Here is a 19084-nt window from a genome sequence, read left to right as displayed (position 1 = left end):
GCAGCGACGAGGCCTGACCATGCTCCACGCGATGGCACGACAAGACCCACAGACGACGGTCGACCCAGTGAACGGCGGCTTCCGGAACACTGGTTAACTTCCGGTCGGAGGCACCACGCGCCGACCTTCCCACCGCGTGATCCAAGACGCCCCGTTCCTGGGTAGTTGGCGTCAGTATTGACAGGCGTGCGTGCAGCCGCGGTACGGGTTCACCGTCCACTGGAACGGCACCTGCGCTTCCCCGGGCACCCGGTTGATGATCGACTTCGCTCGGACCTCGATCGCGAACGCGTCATCGGTCCCGGCCTCGATCGGCACGGGCTCGGGCAACTTCAACCCGGCCCGACCGCTCCCACGCCGCACGGGATCCGGCAGACCGAGCGGCAACTCCCCCGCCCGACCAGCATCAACCCGCTGCTCTTCCCAACGCATAACCCGATTCGAACACAGATTCGACAACTTGTCGAGTCGTCGCCTGCCCGGTCACACGATCGGTGTTCCACGAGGGCGACCGGCGAACAGACGAGGGAAGCGGCCCGAAATGTTCCGCTCATGCTGATCCGTTCAGCCCATCACCATTGCTCCATTCGTCTGTTTTGAGGTAAGGCTTACCTTGTTTTGCTGTCTCGGGCTCGTTGACGGCATCTCGGAGGTGGCGGCCATGTCTCTCTCGAAACGCGCGCAGAGCGGACTCCGCGCGCTCGTGAGCGGTTGTCTGGCCCTGGCGCTCGGAATCGGGATCACGGCGTGCGGACCGGCGGACGACGCTCCGAACCCGCCTGGGGCCGCAGGCGCCGGCTACCCGGTCACCATCAGCCACAAGTTCGGCTCGACCTCGATCCCCGCTCCCCCGAAGCGGGTCGTGATCGTCGGGACCTCGACCGACGACCTGGACGCGACGCTGGCCCTCGGCGTCACTCCCGTCGCGTTCTTCTCCAAGGACCAGTCCACCCCCGACGCCCGCTACCCGTGGCTGGCCGGGCGCATGGACCCGGCCAAGACGCAGGTCATCAGCTCGCCGTCGGGCGTGGACCTGGAGAAGGTCGTCCAGGCGCAGCCGGACCTGATCCTGGCCACCGGCGACTTCGGCTTGGAGCAGGAGTACCCGGACCTGGCGAAGATCGCGCCGACCGTCGGCTACCAGACCGAGTGGGGCAAGCAGACCTGGCAGGAGCACGTGCGGGTCGTCGGCACCGCGCTGGGCAAGAAGACCGAAGCCGACCGGCTCGTCGCCGACACCGAGGGCAAGATCGCCGAGGTCCGCCACCGCCACCCCGGGCTCGCGGGCAAGACGTTCACGCTGTCGCTCGCGTCGTCGCCGAACGAGGTGTTCACGCTGGTCACCCCGGAGGACTTCGCCGTCAAGCAGATCGAGCAGCTCGGCATGAAGCTCTCCCCGTCGGTGGCGGGTGCCGAGCAGGTCAGCGGGAGCCCGACCGGGAAGCTCGGCGCCGAGCGGCTGGACAAGCTCGACGCCGACCTGGTCGTCACCGCCTTCCCGAACCAGGTGGCCCAGCAGGGCTTCGAAGCGAACCCGCTGGTGCGCCGCATCCCCGCCGTCAACCACGGCGCCTACGTGACCCCGGACATGCAGACGATCACCCAGCTCCGCTTCCCCTCGGTGCTCGGCATCCCGTGGGCCCTCGACAAGCTCCGCCCCGGTCTCGAAAAAGCAGCCGCAACACCATGATCATGAGAAGTGCGCCGTCCCACCGGGTGACGACCGAGGTCGCTGTGAGCGGGAGGCTCGCCAGGGGACGGTTTTTCCTCGAATTGACCGGACAAAACGCACTTCGATCACGGGTGATTCGAGGAAAAACCGTCCTGCTCCAGGAGTTCAGCCCTCCGCCGGACGGGCGGAACGCGGGTTTTGGGCGGTGAGAACGCCCGCCCCGGTTGGGGTGGGCGTTCTCACCGGGGGGATCACGGTGCCAGGACCACCACCGAGTTGTGGCCTCCCATGCCGAGGGAGGACTTGACGGTGAGGCCCGGGGACAGGGGTGCGGGGCCGTCGAGGAGGCGTGGGTGGCCCGCGGACACCTTCGGAGGTGCTGGGAGGGTGCCTCGGTCGTGGGCCAAGGCCGTGGCGGCGAGTTCCACCGCTGAGGCCGCGCCCTGGCAGTGACCGACGAGGGGTTTGACCGAGTAGAGCTCGGCTTCCGGTGGGAACAGGGCGTTGAAGATCTCCGATTCGGCCCGGTCGCACTGGGCCGTGCCGGGACCGTGGGCGTTGAGGTAGCGCAGGTCCGAGCGGGAGACGCCCGCGTTGTCGAGTGCTTCCTCGAAGCAGCGGGTGATGTCGGTCAGGTCCGGGTCGATCGAGGTCACGTGGTGGGCGTCGTGGGACATCGCGCCGCCGAGGACGTTCAGGTACGGGACCCCGCCGCTGTGGGACAGGACCATCGCCACCGACGCCTCGCCCATCGCGAAACCGCTGCTGCCCTCCTGGAAGGGCCGGCACACCTCGGGAGGTTCGGACGAGGTGAAGGCGACGCCGAGGCGCTCGAAGTGCAGCACGTTCTCCGGCGTCGCCGACACGTCCGTGGCCACGAAGACGACGTCGTCGACGATGCCCGCGTCCAGCCAGGCCTTCGCCGTGATCAGGCCCGCGTTGCCCGACGAGCACATCGCGGAGACGTTCATCGCCGGGCCGTGGAAGTCGAACTCCTGCATCAGCAACGACATCGGCGTCGACGGCATCAGCCGCAGGTAGTCGCGCTTGCTGACGTCTCCCCCGCGCTGCAGGTAGAAGTCCTTCCACAGGTCCACTTCGCCGAGCACCACCGCGTGCAGCAGGCCCACGCGGCGCCCTTCCCGCCAGCCCCGGGCGCGGGCGTCGGCGATCGCCTCGCGGGCGGCGCCGCGCATCGCCCGCCCGAACCGGCTCGGCCCGTCCGAGTCGTCCCCGCCGGGCAGGACCGCGGCGACCCACGCCGGCCGGTCGCGGCCCTCGCCGTAACCGTCGAGGAGGCTCGCCGCGTGCTTGCCGCTGAGCAGCCCCTCCCAGAGCGGTTCGACTCCCCATCCGTAGCCGGTCACAGCCCCGAGCCCGCGAATTCCTAAACCGGACACCATTCGTCTCACCTCGCAGTTCACGACGTTTTGCGCTTCCACGCGGACCGTCGTGACGGCGAGGTGTTCCGCTACGTCCGGGAGACCGAGCTGATGGCCTCCCGGATGCGCGGGTAGGTGCCGCAGCGGCAGATGTTGCGGAGTCCGTCCAGATCGTCGTCGGTGATGGCGCGGCCCTCGGCCGAGACCTTCCGGACCAGGGCGACCGCGGCCATGATCTGGCCCGGCTGGCAGTAGCCGCACTGCGCGACGTCGTGCCGCAGCCACGCGCGCTGCATCGGGTGCAGGTCCTCGCCGACCGTGGCCGGGAGGCCCTCGATCGTGGTGACCTCGTCGGTCGGGCTCAGCTCCCCCACCGGGATCGCGCACGGGTTCACGGCTTCGCCGTTGAGGTGGCTGGTGCAGGCCTTGCAGACGTTGATGCCGCAGCCGTACTTCGGCCCCGTGATGCCCAGGACGTCCCGCAGGACCCACAGCAGGCGAACGTCGTCGGCGACGTCGACGGTGACCTGCTCCCCGTTGACGCGGAAGGTGTGCTCGGGCACGGAAAGCTCCTCACCAGGCGTGATCGCGACCATCGGTCGGCGATTGCGGAACGGGCGGGACGGTCGGTTTCGGTTCGAACGACAGCGTGCCGTGGTTGATCGGGAAACTGGTCGGCATGCTGCCGGTGGCCCTGCCGTAGGCGCAGGCCACGGCCGCCATCGATCCCGCCACACCCAGTTCACCGGCCCCCCCGGCTCGTCACCCGTGCCCGGCAGGACGATGATCTGCACCTGCGGCGGGGTGTTCCACTGCCGCGTGTAGAAGTAGTTGTCCCAGCTGGCTTCCAGGAAGTGCCCGTCGCGCAGGTGCAGGCTGGAGGTCAGCGCGAGGGCGATGCCGTCGGAGATGCCGCCCATCATCTGCGCCTCCAGCCCGCGCGGGTTCACCGCGAGCCCGACGTCCACGGCGAACACCGCCTTCGTCACGCGCGGGCCCGTCACGCCCTCCCGGATCGGCCGGTTCACCGTCGCCGGACGGCAATCGATCTCGACCAGGCAGGCGCTCACCGACTTGTACTCGGCGTGGAAGGCGATGCCCTGCGCCGTTCCCGCGGGCATCGACCGGCCCCACTCCCCGACCTCGGCGACCTCCTCCAGCACCGCTCGCGAGCGGTCGTCGCGCAGGAAGTCGCGCCGGAACTCGTAGGCGTCCCTCCCCGTCTCGGCCGCGAGCCGGTCCACGACGAGCTCCCGCGCGCAGGTCATGTCCGGTGAGTAGACGTTGCGCATGCTGCCGGTGTTGAAGCCCTTGTCGGTCTCCGACAGCAGCCGGGTGCTCGCGCCGAAGTCGTAGGACATGGTCTGCGACAGCTGGAAGAACGTCTCCGCGAAACCGATGTCGCCCACCGGGATCTGCGCGGCGAACGCCGTGATGATCTCGCCGAGCCCGTGGCCGAGATCCGTGGAGACGCTGGTGTGCCGCTGGTCGTAGCTCAGCACCGCCCCGCCCGCGTGGGTGGCGCGGACCCGCGAGGTCGCCATCGGGTGCGTGCGCCCCTGGCGGGAGTCGTCGGCGCGGTGCCACATCAGCTTCACCGGCTTGCCGAACGCCTTCGACGCCTCCGCGGCCTCCAGAGCGGCGTCGAAGAACAGCTTGCGCCCGAACGACCCGCCGCCCTCGGTGACGTGCACGGTCACCGCTCTCTGCGGCAGGCCGAGCAGGGACGCGATGGTCTGCTGCGCCACGATCGGCGACTTTAGCGCGGACCAGATCTCGGCGCTGCCCTCGCGCACGTCGGCGACCGCGCAGTTGGGTTCCAGCGCGCTGTTGCTGCGGAACGCGAAGGTGAACTCGGCCTCCACGGTCCGCCCCGGTGGCCGGGGCCCGAGCGGGAGTTCGGCCGCGCGCAGCTCGTCGAGCACGGTCTCGTCGGATTTCCCCTCCGCCGTACCGGGTTTCCACGACACCCGCAGCGCGCGCACCGCGTCGATGCACTGGCCGAAGGTCCGCGCCCGGACCGCGACACCGGTCGAGATCGCGGCGACGTCGGTGACGCCCGGCATCCCCCGGACCTCGTCGAGGTTGGCCACCGCGCCGACCTCGCCGTTGATCGTCGGCGGGCGGCACACCATCGTCGGCAGCGCGTCGGGCACCTCCAGGTCCAGCGCGAAGGTCTTGCGCCCGGTCACCGCGTCGAGCGCGTCGACGCGGCCGTGCGGTTCGCCGATGACGGTGAACGACTCGCGGGAGCGCAGCTCCACCGCCGCGGGCTCGGTGCTCGCGCTCGCCGCCCGCGCCGCGAGCGAACCGATGTCGACCCGCCTCCCTCCGGCGGACGCGACACCGCCGACGAGGGCGACGTCGCCTACAGGAACGCCGAACTCGGCGGAGGCGGCGGCCAGCAGCCGCTGCCGGGCGAGCGCCGCGGCGACCCGGACCGGCAGGTAGGTCGCGATCGTGGTGTTGGAACCGCCGGTGAGCTGGTTGAACAGCAGCTCCGGCCGCGCGTCGGCGAGCGTCACGCGCACCCGCTCGACCGGCACCCCCACCTCCTCGGCGATGAGCATCGCGGTCGACGTGGTGATGCCCTGCCCCACCTCGGCGCGCGGCAGGGCCAGCGACACCACGCCGTCGCGACCGACCTCGACCGAGATCAGGTTCGACGTCGGCAGGGCCGCGGCGGTCATCAGGTCGTTGAGATCGACGATCTCGGTGGTCTCCGGTGAGGGCAGGGAGTTCGGCCCGGCGGATGCCGGGGTGGCCAGGCCGAACTCCGCTGCGGTCACCAGGGTTGGGGCGGCGAGGACGTATCCCAGGAATCGCCGTCTGCCAACGGTTTCGGGCACCTGGTCACTCCGGTCGGTTGCGAGTCGGGATCACGATCTTGGTCTCCTGCCCCTTGGTGAGGTAGAGCAGGATGTACTGCCGCAGCGCCTCGTCGATCGTCCAGGCGACCTCGGGCACCGCGGGCAGCGGGACGAGCCCCTCGCGGAACTTCACCAGCAGCGGCCAGGCCTCGGGGATCACCTTGTCCCACACCGGTTCCTGCTGGATGCCGCCCCACTCGGCCACCCGCTCGCCGACGAGGTAGCGGGCCAGCGCGTTGCACAGCGGGCGGCTGATGCTGGCCGGGCTGGTCTGCTCGGCCAGCTGCCCCAGCAGCACGTCGGTGAGCTTCACGCCCTCCGGCGTCGGTCCCATGTTGCGGGCCAGGACCTCGTCCGATTGCGCGAACGCGGCGTCCCAGGTGGCCGGGATGTACTCGTCGGCGATGCCGAGCACGTGCGCGGTGACCTGCCAGACGTGCAGGTAGGCCTCGGCCTGGTCGTCGGTCATCGGGACCTCCCACTCGCGCATCTTGCGCATCGCGAAGGTCGGCAGCGTGTGCCAGGTGACGAGCATGTCCTCCTGGCTGATCGGGATCTCCTTCTCCTCGGTGGCCTCCTGCCAGTGCGACGACTGCGGCAGCAGGTGCCGCACGGCGGCGTGCACGAGCCGGGTCTTGACGCACTCGACGACGCACGTGCCCTCGGGCCGGTAGGCGTTGAGCGCGCCGACGGCGAAGCCGAAGAGGCTGGTCTTGGCGACCCGGTCCTCCATGTCCGCGCCCCCGGCCGAGTAGTAGACCGACTGGGCTTCCCGGGGGATCGCGGTCGCCAGGATCCCGCCGCCCGGCCCGTTGCACAGGTTCAGGTACAGGCCGCGGCTCTTGTTGAACTCCTCGGCCAGCGCCAGCTTCTCGGGATCGGCCCAGGACGGCAGCTGCCGCGCCTGCTCCATGAAGTCCCGCAGGTCGGCCGGGAGTCCGTCGGGCAGCGGCTGGTCGTTGCGCTCCCAGTTCCACAGCAGGTCGTTGACCTGCGGTATCAGCCCTCGCTCGTACAGCGAGGCCAGCAACCGGTCGGCTTCGGCGTCCCACACCCAGTGCGGGTCGGCGCCGGCGCCGTAACCGGCGACCGATCCGCTCGGCGACCAGTTCCAGCCGATCAGCGACCGGGCCTGGGCGGGCGAGGCCGCCACGAGCGCGCCCAGCGCCCCCAGCGCCCCGCCCGAGATCAGCGCCCGGCGCCTGCTCATCTCCACCATGTTCTTCCTCTGCTTCAGGACGGGCGGTTGGTCGTGGGGATCTCGATGTTGATCGGCTTCCCGTCGTTCAGGTAGATCAGCACCGCTTTGCGCAGGAACTCGTCGAACAGGAAGTAGGTCTCCTGCGACCCGGGGAAGTTCAGGCCGGTTTCGCGCGCGATGATGAACGGCCGCCAGAGCGTCTCCAGCAGCGGCGACCACACCGGTTCGCGCGGGATCGACAGCCAGTCGGCGATCTGGTCGCCGAGGGTGTAGCGAGTGAAGGCCCCCAGCACGGGCCTGCTCAGCAGCGCGCCGTCGATCGGGGCGCCCAGGTCCAGCAGGATGTCGGCGAGGTTCACGCCCTCCGGCGTGGGAGCGAGGATCGGGGTGAGCACCTGGGCGGCCTGGTTGTTGGCCTCCTCCCAGGACGCCGGGATGTACTCGTCGCTGACGCCGAGCATGTGCCCGGTGACCTGCCACGAGTGCAGGTACGCCTCGGAATCCTCCGGCGCCACCGGCACTTCCCACTCGGTGAGCTTCTGCCGGACCGTGGTGGCCAGGCTGTGCCAGGTGACCATGATGTCGGCCTGGCTGATCGGGACGTCCTCCGGCGCCGCGGCGTTCCAGTGCGGCGACTGCGGCAGCAGGTGGCGCACACCCGCGTGCGTCAGGCGGGTTTTCACGCAGGTGACGGCCATCTCGCCGTCCGGGGAGTAGGAGTTGTGGGTGCCGATGTCGTAGCCGAGCTTGGCGGTCTTGGCGATGCGGTCCTTCATGTTCGCGCCGCCGTAGGAGTGGTAGACCGCCCGCGCCTCCTTCGGGATGACCGTGCTCATCATGCCGCTGGCCATGCCGTAGAGAACGCCGAGGTAGAGGCCGCGGCGCTCGTTGAAGTCGTAGGCCTGGCCGAGCTTGTCGAAGTCGGTCCACGCCGGGACCTGCCGAGCGTGCTCGATGAAGTCGCGCAGGTCGTTGGGGAGTCCGTCGGGCAGCGGCTGACCGTTCTTGGTCCAGGTGCTCAGGATCTCGTTGACCCTGGGCACCTCGCCGCGTTCGAGGAGCCCCTTGACCACGGGATCGGCTTCCTCGTCCCACATCCAGCGCGGGTCGACGCCCGCGCCGCTGCCGGCCACCGATCCCTGCGCCGACCAGGTCCACGCCTTGCGCGCATGAGCGGGTGCCGTGAATCCCAGCGCACCGAGCGCGCTGAGGGCCCCACCGGAGAGCAATGCCTTGCGCCTGCTGAGTTCGTCCATGCCGTGCACTCCTCCTTGAGCGACGAGCAAGCGGGGTTGATACTCTGATACGCGTTGTGCTTCCTTGTTTCAAGGACAGCACAGGTGAGGACGAAACACCAGACCCCCAGGACGAAAGAGGCGATTCGTGGATCCCGCACCACCGCTGGCGTCCGAGAACGCGAGAACGCTGCTGGAGCGCGCGTTCTCCGACGCGCTCGACCAGGTCGACGACAACGACGAGGCCACCGCGCGCGTGCTCGACGGCGCCTACGAGCAGTTCTGCCGGACCGGCATCCGGCGGTCCACGATGGACGACGTCGCCAAGCGCGCCGGCGTCTCGCGGATCACCGTCTACCGCCGGTTCGCCAACAAGGACACGCTGGTCGAGCACGTGGTCCGGCGCGAGTTCCGCCGCTACTTCGACCAGTTCCTGCGCGACATCCGGCAGGCCAAGACCCTGGCCGAGCGGCTGGAGCTGGGCTTCGCCAGCTCGCTGCGCACGATCCGCGGCAACCCGCTGATCGGCGGCCTGATGGAGGTCGAGCCGGACGTGGTGGTGCCGTCGATGATCAGCGACGGCGGCCGCACGATGGCCACGGTCAGCCGCTTCCTGGCGGGGCGCCTGCGCATCGAGCAGCGCACCGGGCACGTCGCCGCCGAGGTCGACGTGGACCTGGTCGCGGAGATGATGGTGCGCATGTCGACGTCGTTCCTGCTCACCCCGAGCGAGCTCATCGACCTCGACGACGAGCAGCAGCTCCGCGACATCGCCCGCCGCTTCCTGCTGCCCATGCTCGAACCACCCGCCTGATCAACCCCGGACGGGGTTGACCGCCAACGCCTTTCGGACGTGCAGGATGATGTGCGCACGACACCCGGACAGTCCGAACCCGAACGGTCCGAACCGGGATGGGGCAGGAAGGAACACGCGTGCGCGCCACCAACACCACGCCGCGGCGGAAGATCACGTGCGGCGAGCTCACCGCGGGCGACCTCTGGATCGGCCCCCGCCCCGCCAACGAGACCCGCGCGATCACCGCCGTCACCCCCAACCCGGACGGCACGATCACGATCACCTGCGACGACGGCACCACCCGCACCCACCCCACCGACCACGAGATCACCATCGCCATGACCGGCGAGGAGTGACCTCGCCGGGACGCCGTCACCCCGGTTCGACGATCTCGACCAGCAGCGCTCCCGCTCGCAGCAGCGCGATCGTCCGGCGCGCGACGGCCTCCAACCGGGCGTCGAGCGCGGCCAGCGATCGGCTCACGTCGCCCAGCTCCCGCATCGCCGTGATCGCCTCGCGGACCTCCGGGACGCGGTAGCCGCCCTCGCGGAGGGCGGCGACGATCCGCGCTTCCCGGATGGCCACGAGCCCGTAGCTGCGGGCCGTGCCTGCGCGCGTGACGATCCGCTCGGGCGCGACGAGCCCTTCGGCTTCCCAGAACCGCAGGGCGGAGGGCCGCACGCCCACCGCGTGCGAGAGCTGGGTGATCGTCATGCGATCCGCGTCGACGGGCTCGACGTCGGACTCCTCCTCCGCCCGAACGGATTCCAGGCCTCTGCGGGCGGCCAGAGCCCGCTCCCGCTCCCGGTTCAGCCCGGCGTGCGCGGACGCGATGAGCGCGGCACCTTCCGCGAGCGGCAGCGCGCGCAGTTCCCGCATCACCCGCCGGGCTTCCACCGGCCCCACCGCGAACGCGAGGTGGCGGTAGGCGCGCAGCGCCCGCACGTGCGCTTCGGAGAACGACCGGTACCCGTTGTCGCGCCGCGCCGCGGGCGGCAGAACTCCCCGCTGCTCCAGGTCGCGCACCTGCTGGACGGAATACCCGGACGCCTCCGCGACGACGCGCGTGCTCATCGGTGAACCCGCCACGAACCCTCCACCGGCGCTTCAACCTCATGCTTGAACCATGAGTATGGACCAGATCCTGGAGGCCGTGCGCGGGTTCGACGGCGTGCTCGAACTGGCGCCCGCTGAAGGCGGGGAGTTCCCCGAGATCGCCTGGGGCGACCACTTCTTCTACTACGCGCCGGACGGCGCCGTGCCCTGGCGCGAACAGCCCTACGCCACGGTCATCACCAAGAACTACCCGGGCGACGACCGGTGCGACCTCGACGATCCCGATCGGCGGCGGTTGAACGTCCACCTGGGCAGGGCGGTCTTCACCGAACTCACCGGGGAGGATCCGCGTGGTGAACCGGCGGAGACCGACCTCACCGCGACCGACGTCGTCTTCGGGCATCCGCTGTACCGGGCGATGGGCTGGGTGTCGATCACCAATCCCGGCGTCCGCACGCGCGCCCTCGCGATCCGCCTGCTGCGGCAGGCGCACGACGACGCCCGGGGGCGGTGGGCGCGCCGGTCCTGACCGACGGCGGGCCGGTGTCGGGTGCGGTCGTACATTTCCGGCATGGGTGCGCACACGACGAACTACACCGACACGTTCATCGAGGTGGCTGCCGACTGCCCGGTGGCGCAGGCGGAGGAGCCGCCGTTGCGGGCGTCGCCCTCGGTGGCGCGCGTCCAGTTCGACATGCTCGTCGACGCGCCGTACCGGCACACCTCCGACGACGTGGTCTACGAGTCGCAAGGTCGGCGGAAGGGCCTGAGCCGCGAGGAGTTCTTCGCGAAGGGCCAGCCGTGCCTGCGCGCCTCGCCGCTGACCAAGCGCTACGGCTGGGGCGTGCACAGCGACTCCCGCGGCCGCATCGCCCTCGTGCCGGCCGGATCGCCGCGGTACCGCGAACTCGCCGACGACCCGTCCCTCACCCACGTCACCGCCATGCGCTCACGACGATAGGAGGAGCCGTGCTGGTCTACTCGATGACGGTGTCGGTCGACGGGTTCATCAACGACCCGGCCGGGGATCTCACCTGGAGCGCGCCGAGGAGGAGGTGTTCCGGTTCCACCTCGATCGGACCCGCGAGCTCGGCGGATTCCTGTGCGGCCGCCGGGTTCACGAGGCCATGCTGGTCTGGGAGACCGACCCCGCGATGCGCTCGGACGAGCTCACCACCGCTTTCGCCGAGGTCTGGTGCGCCCTGCCCAAGGTCGTCTTCAGCCGCACGCTCGACCGCGTCGAGGGCAACGCCCGGCTGGCCGAGCGACCGCTCGCCGACGAGGTCTCCGCGCTGGCGGCGTCGACGGAGGAGGACATCGCGATCGGCGGCGCGACCCTGGCAGCGCAAGCCGTGGAGCAGGGCCTGGTCGAGGACCTGCGAGCGTTCCGCTACCCCATCGCCCTCGGCGGCGGAACGCCGTTCCTGCCCCCGGTCCCCCTCGGGCTCGACCTGGCCGAGACCCGGAGCTTCGACACCGGTGTGGTCTACGAGCGCTACCGGGTCAGGCCAGCCAGCCCCGCAGGGTCCGCATCATGACCTCTTCGTACTGAGCAGCGGGGTCGAGCCCCTCGGGGAGGTTGCCCTGGAGTTCGAGGGTGACCAGGCCGTGGACGATGGCCCACAGGCCCATCGCGACCGTGCCGGGTTCGCCTTCGACGACGCCCTTCTCGATCGCGGTGCCGACCATCTCCGCCAGCGGCGTGAAGTTGCCCAGGGACTCGCGCTTGGCGTCCTCGTCCGGCTCGAAATCGGGCATGGGGCGGGAGAACAGCACCGCGTAGAGATTCGGGTTGGCCACCGCGAACTCGCGGTAGGCCAGGCCCAGCCTGCGCAGGTCGTCCGCCGGGTCGTCGCTGGTCTCCACCGTCGCCAGCCGCTCGCCGAAGCGCCGCGACGCCTCCAGGAACACCGCGCGGATCAGCTCCGACTTGCCGCCGAACAGCGAGTACACCGCCGAGGTCGAGGTGCCCGCGTCGGCGGCCAGGCGGCGCAGCGACAGCGACGTCGGCCCCTCCTCCGCCACCCGTCGGCCGGCTTCCTCCAGCAGTCGGTCGCGCAGCTTCTCGTCGTGAGTTCTCGGTCGGGGCACTTGCCCATCATACCGTAACGGTGTTTCATAACAGTGTTCGCAAACTCGGCGCGAGAGGGAGCGCACGATGGCAACGATCGACCAAGGACGATGGACCGCGAACCTGGACGACCACGACGGCGTGGTGCTGTTCCTGATCGGCATGCGCATCAACAAGCCCTGGCGGATCGACCAGTGGCTGTGGATGTTCGCCGCGATGGGCGGGATGCTCGCCTACCTCGCCAAGCACCCGGAATGCGGGATGATCAAGGCGCGCAACTGGTTCGGGCGCACGACCATGCAGGTCGGCTACTGGCGCGGCGTCGAGGACCTGCTGCGCTTCGCGAGTGACGACGAGGGGCCGCACCGGCCGGCCTGGCGCCGCTTCTACCAGCGGCTGGCCAAGTCCGGCTCGGTCGGCATCTGGCACGAGACCTACGTGGTCAAGCCCGGCAACGCCGAGACCGTGTACGTGAACATGCCCGCGTTCGGGCTGGCCGAGGCGACCGAGAAGGTCCGCGTGTCCCGGCGCACGGCCGGTGCGAAGCAGCGGCTCGGCGCCTCGGCCGACTGACTCGACCCCGCAGCTTCATCCCCTCAGGGCCGCCGCGATGGTGTCGGCGATGGGCGTGGTGGGACGGCCGATCAGGCGTGCGAGATCGCCCGTCCCGCCCTGGAGGAGCCCCTTGGCGATGGCCGAGACGTCCACGTCGACCAGGATGTCGGCGAAGCCGTCCGGAACACCGGCACCGGTGAGGATGCCCTTGAGGGTCTCCGGCGGGACGTCGCTGTAGGTGACGGTCTTGCCGGACTGGCGGGAGAGCTCGGCGGCGTACTCGGACAGCGTCCAGGCCTGGTCGCCGCTGAGCTCGTAGCTGCGGTTGTCGTGACCGGACTCGGTCAGCACCGCGATCGCGGCCTCCGCGTAGTCCTGGCGGGTCGCCGAACCGACCTTGCCGTCGCCCGCGCTGCCGACGACGCCGTGCTCCAGCTGGGTCGGGATCTGGCCGGTGTAGTTCTCGCTGTACCAGCCGTTGCGCAGGAACGTCCAGGTCAGGCCCGAGTCGAGGATGGCCTGCTCGGTGGCCTTGTGGTCGTCGGCGAGGACGAAGTCGGCGTTCGGGCCACCGAGCACGCCGGTGTAGACGATCCTTGCCACGCCCGTTTCCTTCGCCGCGTCGATCACCGCGCGGTGCTGCGGGATCCGCCTGCCGGCGTCGGGGCTGGAGATCAGCAGGACGACGTCGCCGTCGTTGAACGCCTCGCTGAAGGTGTCGGGCGTGTCGTAGTCGGCGATGCGCAGCTCGACGCCGCGCGCCGCCAGCGCGGCGGCCTTGGACGCATCCCGAACCACCACCGCGACCTCGTCCGCGGGAACCTTGCGCAGCAGGCCCTCCACCACCAGCGAACCCAGGTTCCCGGTGGCCCCGGTGACGACGATGCTCATGCTCTCCACCCTCCAGTCGTGTGCGAACCGCTTCGGACCGACCGTAGCCGTGAAACTAACTTCTGGTTAGTACCCACTTTGAAGTAAGGTAGTGGCATGCCGGTAAGCAACGAGGTCACCACCACCGAGCGGCCCGATGTGAACATCGCCGCCTGCCCCTCGCGCAGCGTTCTCGAGCACATCACGAGCCGCTGGGGCGTGCTCGTCCTCGCCGCCCTGTTGGAGGACGGGCGCCGGTTCAGCGAACTGCGCCGGATCATCGGTGGGGTGAGCGAGAAGATGCTGGCACAGACGTTGCAGACCCTCGAACGGGACGGATTCGTGCACCGCGAGGCACACCCGGTCATCCCCCCGCGCGTGGACTACTCGTTGACCGAGCTGGGTGAGCAGGCCGCGCGCCTGGTCTCCGGGCTCGCCCGGTGGTCCGAAGCGCACGTGCCCGACGTGCTCTCCGCGCGGTCGGTCTACGACGACCGGAGCTGAACCGGTGGGGTCGGTGATTCCGCGAGACCGACCCGCATAATTGCCCGGTGACCGAGCCACCCGAGATCCCCGGACGCCGGCCTCGCCACCGGCAGCCGGGACAGGGCGCGTGGCAGGCGCCGCCTCCGCAGCAGCCCGGCCGCCGGCCACCCCAACCTCCCCGCGAGGGCCGGCCGCCGCGCGAAGCCCAACCTCCCCACGAGGGGCAACCTCCCCGCGAAGCCCAACCTCCCCACGAGGGCCAGCCTCCCCACGAGGGCCGGACGCCGCGTGATCCTCGGCAGGCTCCGCCGCAGCGGCCGGAACCGCAGCGCGCCCGCCCGCCGCGACCCCAGCCCGCTCCCCCGGATCCCGCGCCGGAACCGCCGGAGGAACCGCGCTCGCACCGCCGCCGCGAGGAACCCCCCGGGCACGGCCACGGTCACGGCCACACCCCGGCCGCACCGGCGTCGAAGCAGGTCAAGCGACTGCTGGCGTTCCTGCTGATCCCGTTCGCGGTCGCCACCGCCATCGGCATCGCCGTGCTCTACCCGTGGGGTCACCACCAGAGGACGGGCGCCGACCTCGGGTTCGGGCAGTACCCGGTCAACGGCGAGGTCGTCGCCGCCCAGAGCGCCTCCTGCAACGAGGGCGAGTCCGGGTCGGGCTGCGTCCAGCTCGCCGTGAAGATGCAGGACGGTCCCCGGCCGAACCAGACCATCCAGCAGCTCATGCCCACCGACCCGGGCACGCCGCGCTTCGCCGTCGGCGACCAGGTCGTGCTCTCCTACGCCGGGGACAACCCCGACGAACCGACGTCGTTCCAGGTCGTGGACTTCCAGCGCGGCACCCCGCTGATGGTCCTGGCGCTGGTGTTCGCCGCCGCCGTCCTCGTGCTCGGCCGCTGGCAGGGACTGGCCGCGCTGGTCGGCCTCGGCCTGAGCCTGGTGATGCTGGTCGGGTTCGTGCTCCCGGCGATCCTCGCCGGGCAGGACCCGCTGCTGGTGGCGGTCGTCGGCGCCGGGCTGATCATGTTCGTGGTGCTCTACCTGACGCACGGGTTCTCCGCGCGCACCTCCACCGCCGTGCTCGGCACGATGCTGAGCCTGGCGCTGATCGGGTTCCTGAGCACCGCGTTCTCCGCCGCCACCAGCCTGACCGGGCTGGACGAGGACACCTCCAGCCTGATGGGGGCGCTCGGCGCGCCCATCGACGCCCGCGGACTGCTGCTGGCCGGGATCGTCATCGGCGCGCTCGGCGTCCTCGACGACGTTACCGTCACCCAGACCAGCGCGGTCTGGGAGCTGCGGGCCGCGAACCCGACGCTGTCCTGGCGGGAGCTCTACGCCGCGGGCCTGCGCATCGGCCGCGACCACGTGTCCTCGGCGGTCAACACGCTGGTGCTGGCCTACGCGGGAGCGGCGCTGCCGATGCTGCTGGCCTACACGCTGTCGGGCCGGACCTTCGGCGAGATCGTCAGCTCGCAGGCGGTGGCTCAGGAGGTCGTGCGGACCCTCGTCGGCAGCGTCGGCCTGGTCGCGGCCGTGCCCATCACGACCGCCATCGCCGCGCTCGTCGCCGGCCAGGAACCCGCCGGGCGTCCGGGCGAGGCCGGTGCCGAACGGGCGAAGAGGCGACGACGTCGTGGTGAACCAGGCGTCCGGTAGGGCTGCGCGACGGGCCCGGCCTGCAGCAGACTGGCGGGCATGTCCACGCCGTTACCCGCGTTCAGCAGCGTCCTGAGCGTGCCGGCCCGCCTGCTGGGCGGCCTGACGCTCCTCGGCGGAGCGGTGCTCCGCGAGGCGACGGCCGTGCTGGCCGCGATCCACGCCCTGCCCCGCCTGGCCCTCGCCCTGGAACAGCTCGGCCCGGTGGCCGACGACCTCGCCGGGACCCGCGAGGCGCTCCACCGGCTCGCCGACACCCGGGAAGCGCTGAACCGGCTCGCCGCCACCGGCGACGCCCTCGGCCCCGCGACCGACCAGCTGCGGGTCCTGCACGAGCAGGTCGTCCAACTCGCCTGCGACCTCCGGGCGCTCGAACCCGACGTCGAAACCCTCACCAAGACGACGGCGCAGCTCGACCAGACGGCCCACCTCCTCATCGCGGCCCTCGACCGGGCCTGAACCCGTCAGAGAGGGGCGACGTCAGAGAGCGGCCACGAACTTGGCGACCGCATCCGGTTGGAGGCGCTGGGCCATGCGGCCCTGGGGAGCCAGCGACGCGAGCTGGTAGAGCGGGCGGTTCGGCGGGGCCTCGCCCCGGGCCTCCGCTCGGAGCTGGGCGACGACGAGCTGCGACAGCACCAGGGCGCGGGTGTCCTCGTTGCCCGCCAGCGCGTCGGCGAACCGGCGCAGCGAGTAGATGCCCAGCTCGCGTCCGCCCGTCCCGGCGTACATGGCCAGCGAGACGGTGATCGCCTTGCCCTTCGGGGCGCCGCCGATGAGGACGTTGATCGTGCGCGCGCCGCGCAGGTCCATGACGAACAGCTCCAGCCGCGTCGCCCGGTGCACGTCGACGGCGCGGCTGCCCAGCGCCCGCGCCACCACCTCGTGGCCGCGCAGCGTGATCGTCTTGCGCGACTCGGTCCAGGCCAGCACCAGCAGCGGCACCGCCACGATCACCAGCGTCGTCACGAACCCGACGGGTCCCGCGAACAGGCTGACGACGCCGCCGAGCGCGGCGGCCACGACGACCGCCGCGATCGCCACGTTGCGGGCCCGGACCCGCACGGTGCGCCGGTCCAGGAGGTCCAGCGGCACCGCCTCGACGTCGCTCATCGGCTCTCCGCGACCGCCGCGCGCACGTCGTCGACCAGCGATTCCAGCGACACCGCGCGCTGCTCGCCGGTGGTCAGCTCCTTGAGCTGCGCGCTGCCCGACTCCAGGTCGCGCTCGCCCAGGACCAGCGCGAACCGGGCGCCCGAGCGGTCGGCGGCCTTCATCGCGCCCTTGAGGCCCTTGCCGCCGTAGGCCAGGTCGACGCGGACGCCGTGCGCCCGCAGCCCACCGGCCGCGGCGACCAGCTTGGTCTTGGCGGTCTCGCCCATCGGCACGCAGTAGACGTCGCAGCGGGCCTGGTCACCGACCGCGAGGCCCTCGGCCTGGCAGGCCAGCAGCGTGCGGTCCACGCCGAGGCCGAAGCCGATGCCGGACAGCTCCTGACCCCCGAGCTCGGCCATCAACCCGTCGTAGCGGCCACCGCCTCCGATGCCGGACTGCGCGCCCAGACCGTCGTGGACGAACTCGAAGGTCGTCTTCGTGTAGTAGTCGAGGCCGCGCACCAGCCGCGGGTTCTCCACGAACGCCACGCCCAGGTCCACCAGGTGCGCCTTGACCGCCTCGTAGTGCTCCTTGGCGTCGGTCGAGAGGTGGTCGACCATCAGCGGCGCGTCGGCGACCATCTCGCGGACCTCGGGCCGCTTGTCGTCGAGCACCCGCAGCGGGTTGAGCTCGGCGCGGCGCTGGGTGTCCTCGTCCAGCGGCAGCCCGCGCAGGAACTCCTGCAGCTTCGCCCGGTAGGTCGGGCGGCAGGTGCTGTCGCCCAGCGAGGTCAGCTCGATGCGGTGCCCGGTCAGGCCCAGCCGCCGGTAGCCCTCGTCGGCGATCGCGATGACCTCGGCGTCCAGCGCCGGGTCGTCCACGCCGATGGCCTCCACGCCGACCTGCTGCAGCTGCCGGTAGCGGCCGGCCTGCGGGCGCTCGTAGCGGAAGAACGCGCCGCTGTAGTACAGCTTCACCGGCAGCTGACCGCGGTCGAGACCGTTCTCGATGACCGAGCGCATCACGCCGGCCGTGCCCTCCGGGCGCAGCGTCACCGAGCGGCCGCCGCGGTCGGCGAAGGTGTACATCTCCTTGCTGACCACGTCGGTCGACTCGCCGACACCGCGCGCGAACAGCGAGGTGTCCTCGAACAGCGGCAGCTCGATGTAGCCGTACCCGGCTCGGCGGGCGGCGTCGGCCAGGGTCTCGCGGACCGCGAGGAAGCCCGCCGAGTCCGGCGGGAAGTACTCCGGGATGCCCTTGGGGGCGTTGAACGTGCTCATCTGATGTGCGATTCGTCCTCGTCAGTGGGAAGCGCCGGGCGCGGGGAGTTCCTGCAGGAACGGGTTGCCCGCGCGCTCGCGCCCGATGGTGGTGGTGGGTCCGTGGCCCGGCAGCACGACGGTCTCGTCGTCCAGCGGCAGCACCTTGGTGCTCAGCGACTCGAGCATCCGGCCGTGGTCGCCGCCGGGCAGATCGGTGCGCCCGATGGCCCCGGCGAAGAGGGTGTCGCCGGACAGCACCAGCCGTCCGCCCTCCTCGGTGCCGACGCCGAACAGCACCGATCCGCCGGTATGGCCCGGGGTGTGGGTGACCTCGAAGCCGAGCCCGGCCAGTTCCAGCACGTCGCCCTCGCCGATCTCGCGGAGCTCGGCCGGTTCGGATCCGGTGATGCCGTCGCCGAACAGCTGGCGGCCCGCGGGCCCGAGCGCCGCGCCCGGGTCGGCGAGCATGAACCGGTCGTCCGGGTGGATGTGGGCGGGCACGTCGTGCTCGGCGCAGATCGTCGCGGCCGAGAGCACGTGGTCGAAGTGCCCGTGGGTGAGCAGCACGGCGGCGGGCGTGAGCCGGTGCTTGGCCAGCTGCTCGTTCAGCGGCTCGACGGCATCCTGACCTGGGTCGACGACCACGCACGGCTCGCCCTCGCCGCGCGCGAGCACGTAGCAGTTCGCCTGCAGCGGTCCGACCGGGAACCCGAGGACAAGCACGTCAGAAGGGCCTTTCGTCGAGGATGGGCGAACCCAGGTTATCGTCCGCCGCCGATCCGCCTGCGCACACCGGCGTGGGCTCTCAGGAAGCGGTCGCGGGGCACCTCATAAACTCGCCGGACAACATCAGATCATGGAGTGCG

Annotated in this window: 21 protein-coding genes and 1 pseudogene; 10 read left to right on the top strand and 12 right to left on the bottom strand. The window is 70.9% G+C overall.

Annotated elements, in window-relative coordinates:
* Nucleotides 1-171: 171 nt before the first annotated feature.
* A complete protein-coding gene (locus tag REH65_RS26390; RefSeq protein WP_406689554.1) occupies nt 172-330 on the bottom strand; it encodes a hypothetical protein in 159 nt (52 codons plus the stop codon).
* A gap of 331 nt (nt 331-661) precedes the next feature.
* Between REH65_RS26390 and REH65_RS26385 the strand changes: the two genes are divergently transcribed.
* A complete protein-coding gene (locus REH65_RS26385; protein WP_406689553.1) occupies nt 662-1690 on the top strand; it encodes an iron-siderophore ABC transporter substrate-binding protein in 1029 nt (342 codons plus the stop codon).
* 233 nt (nt 1691-1923) lie between these two features.
* On the opposite strand, the gene REH65_RS26380 is transcribed toward REH65_RS26385, so the two are convergent.
* From REH65_RS26380 to REH65_RS26360, 5 genes and pseudogenes are all read right to left on the bottom strand, one after another.
* Nucleotides 1924-3075 carry a beta-ketoacyl synthase N-terminal-like domain-containing protein gene (locus REH65_RS26380; RefSeq protein WP_406689552.1) on the bottom strand — a complete coding sequence of 384 codons (1152 nt, stop codon included), beginning with the start codon at nt 3073-3075 and terminating at the stop codon, nt 1924-1926.
* A gap of 68 nt (nt 3076-3143) precedes the next feature.
* The gene (locus REH65_RS26375) at nt 3144-3617 is read right to left on the bottom strand and encodes a (2Fe-2S)-binding protein (protein ID WP_406689551.1); all 474 of its coding nucleotides are present in this window, start codon (nt 3615-3617) and stop codon (nt 3144-3146) included.
* 10 nt (nt 3618-3627) lie between these two features.
* Nucleotides 3628-5903 (bottom strand): annotated as a pseudogene (locus REH65_RS26370) (molybdopterin cofactor-binding domain-containing protein).
* 4 nt (nt 5904-5907) lie between these two features.
* Nucleotides 5908-7143: an oxygenase MpaB family protein gene (locus REH65_RS26365; protein WP_406689550.1), complete on the bottom strand. Its 1236-nt coding sequence runs from the start codon at nt 7141-7143 to the stop codon at nt 5908-5910.
* 14 nt (nt 7144-7157) lie between these two features.
* Entirely contained in the window at nt 7158-8381 is a 1224-nt protein-coding gene (locus REH65_RS26360; protein ID WP_406689549.1) for an oxygenase MpaB family protein, read from the bottom strand.
* A 127-nt stretch (nt 8382-8508) separates the two neighbouring features.
* Here REH65_RS26360 and REH65_RS26355 point away from each other — a divergent pair, with 127 nt between their 5' ends.
* On the top strand, nt 8509-9174 hold the full coding sequence (locus tag REH65_RS26355) for a TetR/AcrR family transcriptional regulator (protein ID WP_406689548.1): 666 nt from the start codon (nt 8509-8511) through the stop codon (nt 9172-9174).
* A gap of 119 nt (nt 9175-9293) precedes the next feature.
* On the top strand, nt 9294-9512 hold the full coding sequence (locus REH65_RS26350) for a hypothetical protein (RefSeq protein WP_281453842.1): 219 nt from the start codon (nt 9294-9296) through the stop codon (nt 9510-9512).
* A gap of 16 nt (nt 9513-9528) precedes the next feature.
* Here REH65_RS26350 and REH65_RS26345 read toward each other — a convergent pair whose 3' ends face one another.
* Complete coding sequence (locus REH65_RS26345) at nt 9529-10230, bottom strand: MerR family transcriptional regulator (protein WP_406689547.1); 702 nt, start codon at nt 10228-10230, stop codon at nt 9529-9531.
* Nucleotides 10231-10282: 52 nt separating this feature from the next.
* Here REH65_RS26345 and REH65_RS26340 point away from each other — a divergent pair, with 52 nt between their 5' ends.
* The 3 genes from REH65_RS26340 (at nt 10283) to REH65_RS26330 (ending at nt 11750) form a co-directional block, all read left to right on the top strand.
* On the top strand, nt 10283-10741 hold the full coding sequence (locus REH65_RS26340; RefSeq protein WP_406689546.1) for a DUF6194 family protein: 459 nt from the start codon (nt 10283-10285) through the stop codon (nt 10739-10741).
* A 42-nt stretch (nt 10742-10783) separates the two neighbouring features.
* On the top strand, nt 10784-11173 hold the full coding sequence (locus REH65_RS26335; RefSeq protein WP_406689545.1) for a DUF6157 family protein: 390 nt from the start codon (nt 10784-10786) through the stop codon (nt 11171-11173).
* Nucleotides 11174-11267: 94 nt separating this feature from the next.
* On the top strand, nt 11268-11750 hold the full coding sequence (locus tag REH65_RS26330) for a dihydrofolate reductase family protein (protein WP_406689544.1): 483 nt from the start codon (nt 11268-11270) through the stop codon (nt 11748-11750).
* Here the strand turns inward: REH65_RS26330 and REH65_RS26325 are convergent.
* Nucleotides 11716-12303, bottom strand: coding sequence for a TetR/AcrR family transcriptional regulator (locus tag REH65_RS26325; RefSeq protein WP_406689543.1), 588 nt, complete (start codon nt 12301-12303; stop codon nt 11716-11718). The genes REH65_RS26330 and REH65_RS26325 overlap by 35 nt on opposite strands.
* 67 nt (nt 12304-12370) lie before the next feature.
* Here REH65_RS26325 and REH65_RS26320 point away from each other — a divergent pair, with 67 nt between their 5' ends.
* Complete coding sequence (locus REH65_RS26320) at nt 12371-12856, top strand: DUF4188 domain-containing protein (protein ID WP_406689542.1); 486 nt, start codon at nt 12371-12373, stop codon at nt 12854-12856.
* 15 nt (nt 12857-12871) lie between these two features.
* Here REH65_RS26320 and REH65_RS26315 read toward each other — a convergent pair whose 3' ends face one another.
* Nucleotides 12872-13729, bottom strand: a complete 858-nt coding sequence (locus tag REH65_RS26315) for an SDR family oxidoreductase (protein WP_406689541.1) — start codon at nt 13727-13729, stop codon at nt 12872-12874.
* Between the two features lie 96 nt (nt 13730-13825).
* Between REH65_RS26315 and REH65_RS26310 the strand changes: the two genes are divergently transcribed.
* From REH65_RS26310 to REH65_RS26300, 3 genes are read left to right on the top strand one after another with little or no spacing between them, the layout of a single operon-like run.
* Nucleotides 13826-14212: a helix-turn-helix domain-containing protein gene (locus tag REH65_RS26310; RefSeq protein WP_281453850.1), complete on the top strand. Its 387-nt coding sequence runs from the start codon at nt 13826-13828 to the stop codon at nt 14210-14212.
* 47 nt (nt 14213-14259) lie between these two features.
* Nucleotides 14260-15858, top strand: coding sequence for a YibE/F family protein (locus REH65_RS26305; protein ID WP_406689540.1), 1599 nt, complete (start codon nt 14260-14262; stop codon nt 15856-15858).
* A 39-nt stretch (nt 15859-15897) separates the two neighbouring features.
* The gene (locus REH65_RS26300) at nt 15898-16317 is read left to right on the top strand and encodes a hypothetical protein (RefSeq protein ID WP_406689539.1); all 420 of its coding nucleotides are present in this window, start codon (nt 15898-15900) and stop codon (nt 16315-16317) included.
* Between the two features lie 21 nt (nt 16318-16338).
* Here REH65_RS26300 and REH65_RS26295 read toward each other — a convergent pair whose 3' ends face one another.
* The 3 genes from REH65_RS26295 to REH65_RS26285 are packed head-to-tail and all read right to left on the bottom strand — an operon-like array spanning nt 16339 to nt 18941.
* Nucleotides 16339-16971 carry a hypothetical protein gene (locus REH65_RS26295; RefSeq protein WP_406689538.1) on the bottom strand — a complete coding sequence of 211 codons (633 nt, stop codon included), beginning with the start codon at nt 16969-16971 and terminating at the stop codon, nt 16339-16341.
* Nucleotides 16968-18236: a histidine--tRNA ligase gene (gene hisS / locus REH65_RS26290; RefSeq protein ID WP_406689537.1), complete on the bottom strand. Its 1269-nt coding sequence runs from the start codon at nt 18234-18236 to the stop codon at nt 16968-16970. The genes REH65_RS26295 and hisS overlap by 4 nt, the downstream gene beginning before the upstream one ends.
* A gap of 21 nt (nt 18237-18257) precedes the next feature.
* Nucleotides 18258-18941 (bottom strand): MBL fold metallo-hydrolase, encoded by a 684-nt coding sequence (locus REH65_RS26285; RefSeq protein ID WP_406689536.1) that lies wholly within the window; start codon nt 18939-18941, stop codon nt 18258-18260.
* Nucleotides 18942-19084 lie beyond the last annotated feature (143 nt).

The sequence above is a fragment of the Saccharopolyspora sp. ID03-671 genome, assembly GCF_045278815.1.
Taxonomy (GTDB): domain Bacteria; phylum Actinomycetota; class Actinomycetes; order Mycobacteriales; family Pseudonocardiaceae; genus Saccharopolyspora; species Saccharopolyspora ipomoeae.
Note: the sequence above shows the minus strand (reverse complement) of the source record. Positions and strands in the feature narration are given on the sequence as shown.

What these genes read in the sequence shown, in the direction of transcription:
- REH65_RS26385 (WP_406689553.1), top strand. Translation starts at nt 662, where the DNA reads ATGTCTCTCTCGAAACGCGCGCAGAGCGGACTCCGCGCGCTCGTGAGC.
- REH65_RS26380 (WP_406689552.1), bottom strand. Translation starts at nt 3,075, where the DNA reads ATGGTGTCCGGTTTAGGAATTCGCGGGCTCGGGGCTGTGACCGGCTAC.
- REH65_RS26365 (WP_406689550.1), bottom strand. Translation starts at nt 7,143, where the DNA reads ATGGTGGAGATGAGCAGGCGCCGGGCGCTGATCTCGGGCGGGGCGCTG.
- REH65_RS26360 (WP_406689549.1), bottom strand. Translation starts at nt 8,381, where the DNA reads ATGGACGAACTCAGCAGGCGCAAGGCATTGCTCTCCGGTGGGGCCCTC.
- REH65_RS26345 (WP_406689547.1), bottom strand. Translation starts at nt 10,230, where the DNA reads ATGAGCACGCGCGTCGTCGCGGAGGCGTCCGGGTATTCCGTCCAGCAG.
- REH65_RS26340 (WP_406689546.1), top strand. Translation starts at nt 10,283, where the DNA reads ATGAGTATGGACCAGATCCTGGAGGCCGTGCGCGGGTTCGACGGCGTG.
- REH65_RS26335 (WP_406689545.1), top strand. Translation starts at nt 10,784, where the DNA reads ATGGGTGCGCACACGACGAACTACACCGACACGTTCATCGAGGTGGCT.
- REH65_RS26320 (WP_406689542.1), top strand. Translation starts at nt 12,371, where the DNA reads ATGGCAACGATCGACCAAGGACGATGGACCGCGAACCTGGACGACCAC.
- REH65_RS26315 (WP_406689541.1), bottom strand. Translation starts at nt 13,729, where the DNA reads ATGAGCATCGTCGTCACCGGGGCCACCGGGAACCTGGGTTCGCTGGTG.
- REH65_RS26310 (WP_281453850.1), top strand. Translation starts at nt 13,826, where the DNA reads ATGCCGGTAAGCAACGAGGTCACCACCACCGAGCGGCCCGATGTGAAC.
- REH65_RS26300 (WP_406689539.1), top strand. Translation starts at nt 15,898, where the DNA reads ATGTCCACGCCGTTACCCGCGTTCAGCAGCGTCCTGAGCGTGCCGGCC.
- REH65_RS26295 (WP_406689538.1), bottom strand. Translation starts at nt 16,971, where the DNA reads ATGAGCGACGTCGAGGCGGTGCCGCTGGACCTCCTGGACCGGCGCACC.
- hisS (WP_406689537.1), bottom strand. Translation starts at nt 18,236, where the DNA reads ATGAGCACGTTCAACGCCCCCAAGGGCATCCCGGAGTACTTCCCGCCG.